This is a genomic window from Myxococcota bacterium, assembly GCA_039030075.1.
GTDB lineage: Bacteria > Myxococcota_A > UBA9160 > UBA9160 > SMWR01 > JAHEJV01.
Genome location: JBCCEW010000001.1, coordinates 56,793 through 71,482, shown reverse-complemented (window position 1 = coordinate 71,482; position 14,690 = coordinate 56,793). Strand labels below are relative to the sequence as shown.

Genomic DNA, 14,690 nt, shown 5'->3' with positions numbered 1-14,690 from the left:
AGGGTAGCCGTCCGCAGGAGGCGACGCTCAGCGCAGCTCGAGCAGCTCGGCGTCGATCAGCTGGCGCAGAGCGGTGAAGATCTCGGGGTCGGGCTCCGGGATCACCTCGAGCGCGCGTTGGAGCGAGAAGCCGGCCGCGGCCAGGTCGAGCAACGCCTGCTCGAGCTTCGAGAGATCCCCGGCGGCGCCCAGGTCGGCCCCGGGTGCCGCGGTCAGACGCGCCTGCAGCGGGAAGCTACCCGGCTCGGCGCGTTCGCCTTCGTCGAGCTGGCGAACCGCATCGAAGATCGCAGCCTCGAGCGGGAACGGGGCTGCGCCCTCCCCCCGATCCTCGACGCCCGTATGGAACTCGAAGGTGCCTTCGCGCCAGGAGAGCATGCGCACCAGCGCCTTCATGCCCGACGTGCCCCCCGTATCCGCGGAGACCATCAGGCCGCCCTCGAAGCACACGACGCCCTCGTCCTCGCCGCTGCGCAGCAGGATCGTTCCCTGGGGCGCGGTGTTCGCGAACATCTGCACGAGGGCCTGGGGGCCGAGCTCGGCGATCGGCCCGGTGATGCCGCCGAGGCGCCGCGTGTGCTCGACGCTCTGGACGCTCTCGATGAATCCCTCGATTTCGTCCCGGTTCGGCGCGTCCGTGTCGAAGTGCACGGCCACCGCGTTCACCCGGCCGCCGTGTTCGACCGCGCGTACGACGACGCCGGCAATCTCGAGGCGTTCCCTGGTTGCCGGGTGTTCCATCCCGACTGTCACCGCCGACTGGAGCGCGACCGCGCCGGCTTCGAAGCCGATCAGCACGCCGTTGCGCGAGAGGTTGCGGGTGCGCCCGTCGACGCGGCCGTCGGGTCCGTCGATCGTGGCGTTGACGCGAACGAGCTTGCGGGGTGCGATGCGCTCTTCGTTCTCGGGCGGCGGCAGCGTCGGCTCGGCCGGCGCTGCGCAGTAGGGCTCGAGTTGGGCGCGAATCTCGGCGGGCGCTCCGTCGAACTGGACGGCCACCCCGGCGCGCCCGCCCATGTCGGCCATTTCCGGGGGCACGACATGGACGGCCTCGCCTTCGAGATCGATCTGGTGCTCGCACCAACGCAAGTGCAAGCGAACGCAGACGCGCGCGCGCAATTCCGGAACGTCTTCGGTGGAAACGAAGACGCCTCCGTTGGCGAGATTTGCCTGAAAATCTTCGCCAAACGCGCGCGCGTCGCTGTATTCGACCTCGAGAAGGGGTCCCGGGGTGGCCACGTCCGTTCAACCGTCCGATGGATGTGGGGCAAAATCGCCTCACCAACAGATCGGCGGACCGGTGCCCGAGCTGTCGCGAAAAAAGCCATGCGCGCCTGACGTTGCGCAGCCGTTGCCGGCGCGCTGCGTACGCGGAAGGGACGTTAGATGCGTTCGAGGTAGCGGCGCCGCTCGACGTCGCTCACCCGCGATTCGATCTCGCGCTGCTCGGTGCGCGCAAAGTGCAGCAAGTGAGCGGCAACGTCGTCGCCGAAGGCCGCGCGCACGAAGGCGCTCTCTTCGAAGACCCGCGCGGCCTCGGTGAGCGAGTTCGGCATCTGGGGCAGCCCTTCGGCCGCGTAGACGTCGCCCTCGAAGGCAGCCCCCGGATCGAGCTCGCGCTCGATGCCGTCGAGTCCGGCCGCCAGCATCCCGGCGTAGACGAGATAGGGGTTCGCATCCGCACCCGGGATTCGACACTCGACGCGCAGCGACGGCCCGTGGCCGACCACCCGGAACCCCGCGGTGCGGTTGTCGTAGCTCCAGGCGATCGCCGTGGGCGCAAAGGTGCCCGGGCGGTAGCGCTTGTAGGAGTTGGGGTTGGGCGCGAAGAGCATCGTCAGCGCCGGCGCATGGGACAGGAGTCCGCCGAGGAAGAAACGGAAGGTGTCCGAGGAGGTCGTGGGCGCCCCGGGCAGCTCCGCCGTGCCCGCGAAGGCGGCCGCCTCCCCCTCCCACAGCGACGCATGGACATGCAGGCTGCTGCCCGCGAGTTCCTCGTCGTACTTCGCCATGAAGGTGAGCCCGTGGCCGTGTCGCGCAGCGATCTCCTTCGCCGCGAGCTTGTAGAGGACGTGCCGGTCCGCCATCTCCATCGCTTCCGCGTAGCGGAGATTGATCTCGTGCTGGCCCGGGCCCCACTCGCCCTTGCTGAACTCCACCGGGATCGCCGAGGCATCGACCTCCCGGCGGATCGCCCCGATCACGTTCTCGACATAGCTGCCCGACAGGACGTGGTAGTCCTCGATGTAGCGCTGGGTCGGCGCGAGGTTGCGGTAGCCCTTCTCGTGGGCGGCCGCGTAGTCGTCGCCGAGCAGAAAGAACTCGAGCTCGCTGCCCATCTTCGCCGTCCAGCCCCGCTCCGCGAGACGCTGCAGCTGACGCTGGAGGATGCGCCGCGGCGAGACTTCGATCGGCTGGCCGGCTGCGTCGAGGGCGTCGCAGAGCACGACGGCCGTCCCCTCGTGCCACGCCGCCACGCGCAGGGTGCCCGGATCGGGAACCGCGTGCAGGTCTCCGTAGCCGGTCTCCCAACTGGTGAAGGCGTAGCCCGGCGTCGGGTCCATCTCCATGTCGCTCGCCAGCAGGTAGTCACACACGTGCATGCCGTGGGGCACGACTTCTTCCAGGAAGAAGGACGCGGTGATGCGCTTGCCGACGAGCCGACCGAAGAGATCGGGCAACGCGGTGATCACGGTGTGGATGCGGCCATCGCTCACGGCCCGCTGCAGGGCCGCGAGGTCGAGTCGGCCGCCCGGCTCAGACATCTTCGGGATCGACCGACCGGAAGAGGGAGAGCTGGGGTACCGGCCCTTGCTCGCCGAGCTCGACGGGGTACTCGTCGCTGAAGCAGGCGTCGCAGAAGCCGTGCTTGATGCGCGTGCCGCACTTCCGCAAGCCTTCGAGCGACAGATAGCCGAGCGAGTCGGCGCCCATGATCGCGCGAATCTCGTCGACGCTGTGCTGGCTCGCGATCAGCTCACTGCGGGTCGGCGTATCGATGCCGTAGTGGCAGGGCCCGATCGTGGGCGGTGAGGAGATCCGCAGGTGGACACTGCTGGCGCCGGCGTTGCGCAGCATGTTCACGATCTTCGTGAGCGTGGTACCGCGCACGATCGAGTCGTCGACCAGGATCACGCGCTTGCCGGCGAGCGCCCCCTTCACCGCGTTGTGCTTCACCTTCACCCCGAAGTGGCGAATCGACTGGGCCGGTTCGATGAAGGTGCGCTGGACGTAGTGATTGCGGATCAGGGCCTGGTCGTAGGGGATTCCCGATTCCTCGGCGTAGCCGAGTGCGGCCGTGTTCCCCGAGTCGAGCACGGGCACCACCACGTCCGCTGCCACCGGGTGCTCCCGGGCGAGGGTGCGCCCGAGCTCCTTGCGGAACTCGTAGACGTTGTGTCCGATCAGGTTCGAGTCGGGCCGCGCGAAGTAGATGTGCTCGAAGATGCAGAAGCTCTCGGGCTCGGCGCGGAAGGGGTGCAGACTGCGCAGGCGACCACGCCGGATCACCACCATCTCGCCCGGCGCGAGGTCGCGCTCGTGAGTGGCCCCGATCAGGTCGAAGGCGCAGGTCTCGCTGGCCAGCACCCAGGCGCCGTCGAGGCGGCCGAGCGACAGGGGCCGGAACCCACGCGGGTCGCGCGCCGCGACCAGCGCATCGTGGGTCATCATCACCAGACTGAAGGCGCCCTTCACCCGGGAGAGGGCATCGATTAGTCGCTCTTCCGGCGTGCGCTCGCGCGAGCGCGCCAGCAGCTGGACGATCACCTCGCTGTCGGCGGTGGTGCTGAAGATCGCGCCCCGCCCCTCGAGCTCGCGGCGGATCGGCAGCGCATTGACCAGGTTGCCGTTGTGGGCGATCGCGGTCGGACCCGCGTCCGTCGTCGCACAGAAGGGTTGGGCGTTCACGAGCGCGCTATCGCCCGCCGTCGAGTAGCGCACGTGACCGATGGCCATGCGCCCGTCGAGGCGCTCGAGGATCCGCTCGTTGAAGACGTCCGCCACCAGGCCCATCCCGCGGTGGACGTCGAGGGGGCGTCCGCCGCCCGGGCAGCTGACGATGCCGGCGCTCTCCTGCCCCCGGTGTTGCAGCGCGTAGAGACCGAGATAAGCGATCTTCGCGGCTTCCGGATGCCCCTGAACCGCCACGACGCCGCATTCGTCGTGGAAGCGATCGTCGAGATGCGCCTCGACCAGTTCCGCCAGTTCTTCTCGGGACATCGTCATTGCGGGCTCGTCCTTCTTTCGGCGCGCACGGGCCGCACCTTCAGCTTTCCGCAGATCCGGTTTCCGCTTCGCCCAGACGCCGCGGGATCGCCCGCTCCCAGCGCTGCTGGAGCGCGCTGACCTCGGCCTCGATCCAGGCCGCGCGGTCGGGCGCGCCCACCACTAGGCGGCTCCCGCCCGTGCGGCCGATCTTTCGGGCCGGCACGCCGTGCCGCTCGGCGACGGCGAGCAGTGCCGCGGCATCCCGCGTGGTCACGACGACGCGACCGGGAGTCTCCCCGAACAGCAGCGCATCCGGGCGGATCGCATCGTCGAGCGCGACGTGGGCACCGACGAGCGCGGGCCCGGTGAAGCAGCATTCCGCCAGGGCCACGGCGAGGCCGCCGTCGGAGGTGTCATGGGCGCTGGTGATTTCGCCGGAAGCGACGCCTTCGACCAGCAGATCCGTCAGCCGGCGCTCGTGGGCCAGGTCGACGGTCGGGGGGGTGCCGGCCTCGATGTCGCGACGCAGGGCGAGCCAGCTGCTGCCACCGAGTTCTTCCCGGGTGTCCCCGAGCAGCACGATGTCGTGGTCGGGCCCCGGGAACGCCGCCTTCGCGTGATGCGCCCAGTCTTCGAGAGCGCCGACCACCCCGATCGTCGGCGTGGGGAAGATCGCGCGACCGGAGGTCTCGTTGTAGAAGGAGACGTTCCCCGACACGACCGGGGTGCCGAGGGCGCGGGACGCGTCGCCCATGCCGCGCGTCGCCTCGGCGAACTCCCACATGATCTCGGGCTTCTCCGGGTTGCCGAAGTTGAGACAGTTGGTGAGGGCCAGCGGGCGGGCGCCGGTGCAGGCGACGTTGCGCGCGGCTTCGGCGACGGCGGCGATCGCTCCCTGGTAGGGATCGAGCCAGCACCAGCGCGGGTTGCAGTCGACGGCGAGGGCCACCGCTTTCGTGGTCGTCGTGCCGTCTTCGCGCTTGATGCGCACCAGGGCGGCGTCGCCCCCCGGACCGATCAGGGTGTTCCCCTGGACGAGCTGGTCGTACTGGCGGTACAGCCACTGCTTCGACGCGAGGTTCGGATCGTCGAGGAGCGCGTGGAGGGCTCCGGTGAGGTCGTCCTCGGGCGCGACCGACGCGAGGTCGAGCTTCTGGCGCTCGAGCCGGTCGGCGGGCTCGCGCACCGGGCGGTCCAGCTCCGGGCTCTCGTGGGCCACGGGCGCGACCGGGATGTCGACCACCGGGTGACCCTGCCACTGGATGCGCATGCGGCCGTCGTCGGTGACGCGCCCGACCACGCAAGCGTCGAGGTCCCAGCGCTCGAAGATCGCGCAGACTTCGTCCTCACGACCGGCCTTCGCGACCATCAGCATGCGTTCCTGGCTCTCGGACAGGAGCAGCTCGTAGGGCGTCATGCCCTTCTCGCGCTGGGGCACGCGGTCGAGGTCGAGTTCGATGCCGGTGCCCGAGTTGCTGGCCATCTCGAAGGAAGAGCAGGTCAGGCCGGCGGCGCCCATGTCCTGGATCCCGACGATCGCGTCGGTCTGCATCAGCTCCAGGCAAGCTTCGATCAGGCACTTCTCGGTGAACGGGTCACCCACCTGCACCGTCGGGCGCTTCGCCTCGCTCTCTTCGTCGAACTCGGCCGAGGCGAGCAGGCTCGCCCCGTGGATCCCATCGCGGCCGGTCTTGCTGCCCGCGTAGATCACCGGGTTGCCGACCCCCGCCGCCTTCGCGAGGAAGATCTTGTCCACCTCGACCAGTCCGAGGTTGAAGGCGTTCACCAGGATGTTGCCGCGGTAGCACTCGTGGAAGGTGGTCTCCCCTCCGACGGTGGCGACGCCCACCGGGTTGCCGTAGCCGCCCACGCCCGACACGACGCCGCGCAGCAGGTACTGATGCAGCGGGTCGTCGAGGGGACCGAAGCGCAGCGAGTCGAGGGACGCAATCGGACGTGCACCCATCGTGAACACGTCGCGCAGGATGCCGCCGACGCCGGTCGCGGCGCCCTGCTTCGGCTCGATGAACGAGGGATGGTTGTGGCTTTCGATCTTGAAGACGACCGCGAGGCCGTCCCCGATCGACACGACACCCGCGTTCTCGCCGGGGCCCTGCAACACCTGCGGCCCTTCGGTGGGCAGCTGCTTCAGATACTTCTTGCTGGACTTGTAGGAGCAGTGCTCCGCCCACATCACCGAGAAGATGCCGAGCTCGGAGAAGCTGGGGACCCGGCCGAGTAGCTCCTGGATGCGGGCGTACTCGGCGTCGGTCAGACCGTGCTCGCGGGCCAGTGCGAGATCGACGGTGGGTTCGCGCAGCTCGGTCAATGGGAGCCCGCCAGCGCATCGACGAGCGAGCCGAGCACGACGCGACCGTCCTCCCCCCCGAGCCCCGCCTCGACGGCATGCTCCGGGTGGGGCATCAGACCGAGCACGTTGCCGCGCTCGCTCGTCACGCCCGCGATGTTCGCGACGCTGCCGTTCGGGTTCGCCGCCGGCGTCGCCTCACCGGCCGCGTCCACGTAGCGCAGCCGCACCTGGCCGTTCGCCTCGATCCGCTCGAGCAGCTCGGGCGAAGCGTGGTAGGCCCCCTCGCCGTGCTTGATCGGGATCCGGAGGGTCTGTCCCTGGCGCGCGCGCGAGGTGAACGGCGCCCTGGCGTGCTCGACGCGCAGGATGACCTCCTCGCAGACGAAGTGGAGATGGTGGTTGCGCACCAACGCGCCGGGCAGGAGCCCGGACTCGCAGAGGATCTGGAAGCCGTTGCAGATGCCGAGGACCGGGCCGCCGTTGTCGGCGAAGCGCTTCACGTCGGCGAGGATCGGAGCGAAGCGCGCCATCGCGCCGGCGCGCAGGTAGTCGCCATAGGAGAAGCCACCGGGGATCAGCACCCCGGCGGTGTCGGCGGGCAGCGCCGCATCCTTGTGCCACACCAGCTTCGCCGGTGCGCCCAGGACGGACTTCATCGCGAAATGCAGATCGCGATCGTCGTTCGAACCCGGCAATTGGATGACCGAGAACATCGGGGGATCCCTCGAACGTGGGTCACGACGGCAGGGGGGCGCCCACGGAAGGCCAGTGGAACTGGGACTTGGACTGGGGATGGAGCGGGAACGCGAGCAGTCTAACCACCCACCCCGGGCCCAACAAGCGCCCTGCCCCGTCTCAGGGTTCTTGCCGCACGTAGATACGCAGAGGCCCGAAACCGGCGTCTGGCGGGGGGGAGACGAAGCGGTGTACCAGCTTCGCCTGGTTGCGCTCGGACAGCGACGGAACGTTGTTCGCCTTGAGGTTGGCGACCGGCAGCTCGTGGGCCTCGAAGGACGCCCGGCGGGCCTGGTCGATCAGCGCTTTCTGGTTCTTCGCCCAGGGCCGGGGAATGATCACGTCGGGCAGCACGGCGCGGTCACCGACACGATCCGGCGCGTAGAAGCCCAATACCGCCTTCGCGCCCAGGTAGAACATGAAGCTGTGGTCCTCGTAGTTCGTCGAGACCACGAGCGGCCGTTCTTGCGGAGGCAGGTCGGCAACGAACCGCACGGCGACATCGAGCGGCCCGCGGTAGCGCTCGCCCATCCCGCTCCAACGGCCCGCCAGGTCGGGCGTGCGGGCGTGGAGTGAGAAGAGGCAGAGCACGGCGAGGACGCCGCCGGCCACACGGGCCGAGGCTGCCGAGCGCTGCTGCCACAAGAGCCCCGCCGCGAGCACGCCGACGCAGGCCAGGAGCGGCGAGAGCGCCACGTAGTAGCGCTCGTAGAAGAACGGGGTGCGCGCGACCAGGGCCCACCACACCGCGACCACGAGCAGAACGGAGCCGCAGCCGGCCAGCACGGGTCGCGTGGCCGCGTCCGGCCCACCACGTCGGAGGTGCCCCCAGGCCGCCCATCCCACGCCGACGATCGCAACCGCCCACCATTCGTAGCGGAGCAGGTAGGCCCCCCCGTCGAGAAAGCGAGGCCACCAGGCGTGGCCTTCGCCGCGGAAGGCGGTGAGAAAGGCCTGGCTCTGCTGGGGGATCTGGTAGAAGAGCGCCATCGGCAGGACCGCGAGTCCGGCGACCAGGTAGGGGCCGGCTTCCGCGCCGAAGCGGCGCAGGCGGGCGACCCACCCCGGTTCGGGAAGCGCGCGCAGCGCGTAGATGGCTCCGGCCGCCAGCGTGACGGCCGCGTAGGCGGGATAGAACAGGTTGAAGAGGAGCCACAGAACGCCCGCCAACACGAGCGTCGCGGGTCGCGGGGCCCCCTGGGAAGGCGATGCGTGCCGACGCAGCTCGAGGGCGGCGACCAGACCCAGGGCCAGGACGACGAGCGGGTAGTAGCGAACCTCGCGCAGATGGAGCTGGAGGGAGACGTTCGCCATCAGCGCGACGCCGTAACCGCACCAGAACAGCGGGACCGAGGCTCCGAGCCGACGCCAGCCCGCGGCCCCGACGACGCCGAGCAACAACACGCCGCACCAGCCAGCGAGCACGAAGGGCACCCGCATGCGCCAGGTCCGCGCGGCGAAGCCGTCGGCTCCGTCGGACCACGCCACCGCGGGTGCGGCGAAGTAGTACTGGCCCCAGGGCGAGCCCACGTAGGCATCGAGCCCGGCGACGCTGCCCACCTCGAGCGGATGCTGCACGCCGTAGGTGGTGTTCACCGGCCCGTGCACCTTCGGGTAGCCGTAGTCGAGGATGCGGCGACCGAACATCGCCGTGTCGGCTTCGTCGTGCCAAAGCAGAGGGGCCTCGAGGCCGCTGAAGAGCAGCCACGCGAACAGCGTTTGCAGGACGATGGCGAGTCCCGTCGCGATGGTGCGTCCGGCCCCCATCCGTGCGCTCCTCCCCCCGATTTCTGGACCGGAACGACGGAGCTTTGTAGCATGCTGGCCTCCCCCCAGGCGCCACCGGGCCTCTCCTCGCCAGGCACGAGCCGCCGGTTCGCAGTCCGCCGAGGCCCCGCCGCCCCCCACCCGCATCGCCCTCGCGAGCGGACCCACGAGAGAACGCATGGGAACCGACCCCCGACTCCTGCGTGACCAGTGCGATCAGACCCTGGCCGAGACCCGCTTCGAGGGCCTCGGGCACCGCGTCGAGGGGAAGGTCCGCGACAGTTACGTCGCCGCAGACCGACGCACGATCGTCGTCACAGACCGGGTGAGCTGCTTCGACGTGGTCGTGGGCACCCTCCCCTTCAAGGGACAGGTCCTGAACCAGCTCGCCGCGTTCTGGTTCGAGAAGACCCGTGATCTGGCCGAGAACCATCTGCTCTCGGTTCCCGACCCGGCCGTCTCCGTCGTTCGCGAGCTCAAGCCGCTCCCGGTGGAGTTCGTGATGCGCGGTTACCTCACCGGGTCGACGAACACCTCGATCTGGACCGCCTATGCAAGGGGCGAGCGCGAGTACTGCGGCCATCGGCTGCCCGAAGGCATGGGCGCCCACGAGAAGCTGCCCGAGCCCCTGCTCACGCCCACCACCAAGGCGCCGAAGGGCGGACACGACGAGCTGACCTCACGCGCGGAGATCATCGCCAGCGGCACGCTGACCGAGGCGACCTACGACGCCGCCGCAAAGCTCTCGCACGCGCTCTTCGCCGAGGGACAGCGGTGGGCCGAGAGCCGCGGGCTCATCCTCGTGGATACGAAGTACGAGATCGCCCAGCAGGACGACGGCAGCCTGGTCGTCGTCGACGAGATCCACACGCCCGACTCTTCCCGCTACTGGTATCGCGACCGCTACGAGCGAGCGCTCTCCGATGGACGGGCGCCCGACGCGCTCGACAAGGAGTACGTGCGGCGCTGGCTCGGTGAGCGGGGCTATCGCGGGGACGGCACGCCGCCGGAGCTGCCGGTCGACGTGCGCTGCGAAGCGTCACGCCGCTACATCGAAGCCTTCGAGCAGATCACCGGCAGCGATTTCGAGCCGGACACCGAGGCACCCGAGATCCGCATCCGGCGGAACCTGGGACTCGCCTAGCGGCGTCGGCGCCGTCCGACGCCCAGCGCGACGAGACCGAGCGCGACCAGCATGGCCGTGCCGGGCTCGGGCGCGACGACCGCGTCCATGCTCAGCTCGGTCAGCACGAAGTTGCCGTTCGCGGCGTAGCCCGGGCCACCGAGCGGCAGCGCCGGGTGCTGCACCAGCTCGATCCGGATGCCCGTCACGCCCGTGATGCCGAGGTTGTACCCGACCACGTAGTCGCCCGTGTTCGCGGGGTTGCCGGTGATGATCGTGTCGTCGCCCAGCACGGAGAAGGTCATGCCCGCCGGTACCGTCACGCTGGTCGGGGAGAGCACGATCCAGTTGGCCGTGACATCACCGCCGTTCGCCAGGCCGTCCGCGAACATGGAGCGATCGTCCGTAGTCACCGAGATCCGGAAGCGGCCGATCATGTGACCGAAGCCGAAGGCCTGGTTCAGCGTGACGTTGAACGCGCCCATGCCGACGTCCGTCGCCGTCTCCCAGACGGCCGTCCCCGGACCGCCGGAGGACCAACCGCCGGCGCCAGTCGTCGTGCCGTCGCTCGCCTGACCGACGTCGAGACCCGTCAGAGAGGTCGTGGCCGCCCCGTTCTGCAGCAGGATCGGAGCGGCCTGCGCCGAGGCGCCGATCCAGAGGAACGTCATCGCGGCCAGGCAGACACCTCGGACGGTTGCGATTCGGATCATCGAAGAACTCCTTCGCACGCGTTTCCACTCCGCATCGCGGATGGCCACGCGGAAACCATGTTGCCGAGAGCCCTATCGACACGAACGCGCAGAGCTTGATTCGCTCGGTAGTTCCGCGTACGCCGCGCGCGAATTGCGAAACCATCGGTAGAGCGCCGGAGACGCGCGACATCGGGCGTTTCGCGAAACGACTCGCGAGCGCGACACGCGACCAAACGCGACCGGGTTGCACTTCGGCTTGCGCCGCGCGCGGCGGTACGCGCTTCCTACACCGACGACTCCGGCTTTCACCGGGAACCGCCTACGGTGTCAGGCGAGATCGACCTCGCCCAGTTGACCGAGACTGCGCAAATAGAGCGCGCGACGTAGCAGGAAGCCCGCGAGCCCGATCGGCGCGAGCATCATGGCGAAGAAGAGGAACAGTCGCGGCTCGAGGCTCAGCCGGTTCGACTCACGGACGATCCACGCCCCGCAGAACAGATCGAGCGCCAGGAAGTGAGTCCAGCCCGTCAAGAACCCCAGCGGGCTTCCCAGGGTCGCGCGCACGCTCTCGAAGCCGAAGCCCTGGAGCGGTTCGGTGACCAGGGCGGCCGCGAGCAGCGACGTGTACACGACACCGAGACCGATGAAGACGGCCGCGTGCCCGGCGAACAGACGCGCCAGGGCCGAGCGCGGGGCTACCAGCCAGATGCCCCACCAGGGGAGCACCGACAGGTTCAAGAGGGCAAAGACGAGATCGGCCGACTCCATCGGGGTCGTCAGTCTTCGAGCCGAATGATCTCGTAGTCTTCGATCACCGGGTTGGCCAGGAGCTTGTCGGCCAGCTCGTCGAGCAGCCTCCGCGCCTCGTCGGCCCCCGACGCGTCGAGCTCGATCTCGAAGAGCTTCCCCTGGCGCACGCCCGTGATCGCGTCGTAGCCGAGCTGAGCACTCGCGTTGCGGATGGCCTTCCCCTGCGGGTCCAGCACGTCGGGCTTGAGGGTCACGTGGATCGTGGCTTTCACGCGGAGGTCTCCGGGTTGTCTTCGGCCAGGGCCAGGGTGCGTTCGAAGATCGCGTCGACGTGTCGCAACGCCTCGTCGAGACTGAAGGCGCGATCGATCTCTTCCTTCGACAGGACGCTCGTGATCTTCGGGTCGCCGAGGATCCGCTCGCGGTATTCGCCGCCGTGGTCCCAGGTATCCATCGCGTGCTTCTGGACCAGGGCGTAGGCGTCTTCGCGGGTCAGGTCCTTCGCGGCGAGCTCGAGCAGCAAGGTGCCGCTGAAGGCCAGGCCGCGGGTCATCTCGAGGTTCTCGCGCATCCGGTCGGGGAACACGACCAGCGTGTCCACCAGACCGGTGAGCCGATGCAACATGAAGTCGACCGTGACGCAGGCGTCGGGGAAGATCATCCGCTCGACCGACGAGTTGCTGATGTCCCGCTCGTGCCACAGCGCCTGGTTCTCGAGCGCCGCGCCGGCGTAGCCACGGACGACGCGCGCCAGGCCCGTCACGTTCTCGAGCCGCCACGGGTTGCGCTTGTGAGGCATCGCCGAGGAGCCCTTCTGGCCCTTCCCGAACTCTTCCTGCACCTCGCGCACCTCGGTGCGCGCCAGGTGACGCAACTCGACGGCGATCTTCTCGCAGCTCGACGCGACGAGCGCGAGGGCGCCAATGAAGGCGGCGTGGCGGTCGCGCTGCACGACCTGGGTGGCCGCAGGCTCGAAGCCGATCCCGAGGCGCGCGCACACGGCCTCTTCGACCTCGGGCGGCAGGTGGGCGAAAGTGCCGACGGCGCCCGAGATCTTCCCGACCGCGGCTTCGGCGAGGGCGCGCTCGAGGCGCACGCGCTGGCGCCGGATCTCCTCGGCGTACACCAGCAGCTTCAGGCCGAAGGTGGTCGGCTCGGCGTGCACGCCGTGGGTGCGCCCGATGCAGGGCGTGCGTTGGAACTCCTGCGCACGCCTCACCAACACCTGGCGCAACGCCTCGACGCCCTCGACGAGGAGCGCCCCCGCATCGCGAATCTGCAGCGCCAACGCCGTATCGAGCACGTCGCTCGACGTCATCCCGTAGTGCACGAAGCGGGAATCGGGCCCGACGTTCTCCGCCACGTTCGTCAGGAACGCGATCACGTCGTGGCGCACCTCGGCTTCGATCTCGTTCACGCGCGCCGGGTCCACGGCGGCACGGGTACGGATCGTCTCGAGGGCCTCGGCGGGAATCAGCCCGCGCTCGGCGTGCACCTCACAGACGGCGATCTCCACCTCGAGCCACCGCGCATACTTCCCCTCCTCGGAGAAGATCTGCGCCATCGCCGGGCGGGAGTAGCGCTCGATCAAACCTTTACCCCACTCGTAGGAAGATGCTGAAGAGCATCATGTAGTACATCACCGGGATCGCGAGCAGCGGTGCGTCGATCCGATCGAGCACCCCGCCCATGCCCGGCAGGACGGCTCCGGCGTCCTTCACCTGGGCATCCCGCTTCAAGAGCGATTCGACGAGATCTCCGATGATCGCGACCACTGCGAGGATCACGCCGAACAGGGCGGCCTCCCACCAACCCAGGATCTGGGACAACTCGGGCCACCAGAGGTCGAAGATGCCCTTGAACGCGAGGGCGCACAACGTCCCGCCGACGACCCCGCCGACCGCCCCCTCGACGGTCTTCCCCGGGCTGATCCGCGGCGCCAGCTTGGTCTTGCCGTAGGCCCTCCCCGCGAAATAGGCGCCCGCGTCGCTCCAGACGACCGCGGCCAGGGTGAAGCTGAGGAGGAAGGCGCCGCAGTCCTCGAGGCTCCCCAGCCGCGCGGCGGTATCGGCGCCGTAGCGACCGACGAGCACCCCGTGGAACTCGCGCAGCACCACCGCGTGGGAGAGCAACCAGCCCACGTAGAAGATCCCGAAGAAGGTGCCCGAGATGTTCGCCATCGCCTCGGTGGCCTGCTGGCGCCCCAGCTGGGCGATCATCACGACGAGCAGCGACACCGTCATGAGCAGGGTCGCGTGGTATTCGTTGCCGATGTAGGCAACCAGCGGCAGCGCACTTCCCGCAGCGAGCCCCCAGCCGGCGAAGGGTTGGGCTCCCTTGTCCGCCACGAGACCGTAGAGCTCGCGCTGGGCGACCCAGGTCAGGAGCATCACCGTTCCAACCACCCAGAGGCCGCCCTGGGCGATGGCCCAGAGCACCCAGGGGACCAGGATCGACGCGGTCAACAGCCGCGCCTGCAGATCGGTGAGTCCGGCCTTCTTCGGCGCGGATTCCGGGGTCGGCGGCAGCGGGTGGACGGGCTCGCGGGCTCCGGGCACGGGATTCGTCACGCGTTCGCTCCCTTCGGCGCAGTACCGGTGTGTCCAAACCCGCCGGCGCCACGCGACGTGTCGTCGAGGCGCTCGACCTCGACGAACTGGGCCGGCGGCACCGGCGCGATCACGAGCTGGGCGATCCGGTCACCGTGCGCGAGGCGCACGACGTCCTCTCCCGCGTTCCACAGGATGACCTGCAGCTCGCCGCGATAGTCCGAATCGATCGTGCCCGGCGCATTGGGCAACACGAGTCCGTGTCGAAGGGCCAGACCGCTGCGCGGGCGCACCTGCGCCTCGTAGCCGGGCGGGACCGCGATCGCGAAGCCGGTCGGAACCAGCTGCCGCTCACCGGGCGCGAGCTCACAGGGTTCGGGCAGGGCCGCGTGCAAGTCGAAGCCCGCGGCTCCCGGCGTCGCCCGGGTGGGCAGCGGCAAATCCGCCCCCCCAGCGAGACGCGTGATCTCGACACGAACGGGTGCGGGGGGCTGGGTCATGCGCCCCAGAGAGTGCCGGGTGTTGCGCGGGCTGCAAGAGCCGCGCGGGTC

13 protein-coding genes are annotated in these 14,690 nt (G+C 69.4%); 1 reads left to right on the top strand and 12 read right to left on the bottom strand.

Annotated elements, in window-relative coordinates:
• Positions 1-27: 27 nt before the first annotated feature.
• The 6 genes from AAF430_00275 to AAF430_00250 form a co-directional block, all read right to left on the bottom strand.
• Positions 28-1,119 carry a DUF4388 domain-containing protein gene (locus AAF430_00275; protein MEM7408652.1) on the bottom strand — a complete coding sequence of 364 codons (1,092 nt, stop codon included), beginning with the start codon at positions 1,117-1,119 and terminating at the stop codon, positions 28-30.
• Between the two features lie 263 nt (positions 1,120-1,382).
• Positions 1,383-2,765 (bottom strand): glutamine synthetase family protein, encoded by a 1,383-nt coding sequence (locus tag AAF430_00270; protein MEM7408651.1) that lies wholly within the window; start codon positions 2,763-2,765, stop codon positions 1,383-1,385.
• Positions 2,758-4,221: an amidophosphoribosyltransferase gene (purF, locus tag AAF430_00265; GenBank protein ID MEM7408650.1), complete on the bottom strand. Its 1,464-nt coding sequence runs from the start codon at positions 4,219-4,221 to the stop codon at positions 2,758-2,760. Before purF ends, AAF430_00270 begins: the two co-directional genes overlap by 8 nt.
• Positions 4,222-4,267: 46 nt before the next feature.
• Complete coding sequence (gene purL, locus AAF430_00260) at positions 4,268-6,538, bottom strand: phosphoribosylformylglycinamidine synthase subunit PurL (protein ID MEM7408649.1); 2,271 nt, start codon at positions 6,536-6,538, stop codon at positions 4,268-4,270.
• Entirely contained in the window at positions 6,535-7,233 is a 699-nt protein-coding gene (gene purQ / locus AAF430_00255; GenBank protein MEM7408648.1) for a phosphoribosylformylglycinamidine synthase subunit PurQ, read from the bottom strand. The genes purL and purQ overlap by 4 nt, the downstream gene beginning before the upstream one ends.
• Before the next feature lie 142 nt (positions 7,234-7,375).
• A complete protein-coding gene (locus tag AAF430_00250) occupies positions 7,376-9,022 on the bottom strand; it encodes a hypothetical protein (protein ID MEM7408647.1) in 1,647 nt (548 codons plus the stop codon).
• Positions 9,023-9,200: 178 nt separating this feature from the next.
• Here AAF430_00250 and AAF430_00245 point away from each other — a divergent pair, with 178 nt between their 5' ends.
• Positions 9,201-10,166, top strand: a complete 966-nt coding sequence (locus AAF430_00245; protein ID MEM7408646.1) for a phosphoribosylaminoimidazolesuccinocarboxamide synthase — start codon at positions 9,201-9,203, stop codon at positions 10,164-10,166.
• On the opposite strand, the gene AAF430_00240 is transcribed toward AAF430_00245, so the two are convergent.
• The 6 genes from AAF430_00240 to dut all read right to left on the bottom strand — a co-directional run bounded on the left by AAF430_00240 (position 10,163) and on the right by dut (position 14,639).
• Positions 10,163-10,858 carry a PEP-CTERM sorting domain-containing protein gene (locus tag AAF430_00240; GenBank protein MEM7408645.1) on the bottom strand — a complete coding sequence of 232 codons (696 nt, stop codon included), beginning with the start codon at positions 10,856-10,858 and terminating at the stop codon, positions 10,163-10,165. The two genes, AAF430_00245 and AAF430_00240, sit on opposite strands and share 4 nt — an antisense overlap.
• A 309-nt stretch (positions 10,859-11,167) precedes the next feature.
• Positions 11,168-11,608, bottom strand: a complete 441-nt coding sequence (locus tag AAF430_00235) for an abscisic acid-deficient protein Aba4 family protein (GenBank protein ID MEM7408644.1) — start codon at positions 11,606-11,608, stop codon at positions 11,168-11,170.
• An 8-nt stretch (positions 11,609-11,616) separates the two neighbouring features.
• The gene (gene purS, locus AAF430_00230; GenBank protein ID MEM7408643.1) at positions 11,617-11,862 is read right to left on the bottom strand and encodes a phosphoribosylformylglycinamidine synthase subunit PurS; all 246 of its coding nucleotides are present in this window, start codon (positions 11,860-11,862) and stop codon (positions 11,617-11,619) included.
• Entirely contained in the window at positions 11,859-13,181 is a 1,323-nt protein-coding gene (purB, locus tag AAF430_00225; protein MEM7408642.1) for an adenylosuccinate lyase, read from the bottom strand. The genes purS and purB overlap by 4 nt, the downstream gene beginning before the upstream one ends.
• A 4-nt stretch (positions 13,182-13,185) precedes the next feature.
• The gene (locus AAF430_00220) at positions 13,186-14,160 is read right to left on the bottom strand and encodes a CDP-archaeol synthase (protein ID MEM7408641.1); all 975 of its coding nucleotides are present in this window, start codon (positions 14,158-14,160) and stop codon (positions 13,186-13,188) included.
• Entirely contained in the window at positions 14,157-14,639 is a 483-nt protein-coding gene (gene dut, locus AAF430_00215; GenBank protein ID MEM7408640.1) for a dUTP diphosphatase, read from the bottom strand. Before dut ends, AAF430_00220 begins: the two co-directional genes overlap by 4 nt.
• Positions 14,640-14,690: the final 51 nt, after the last annotated feature.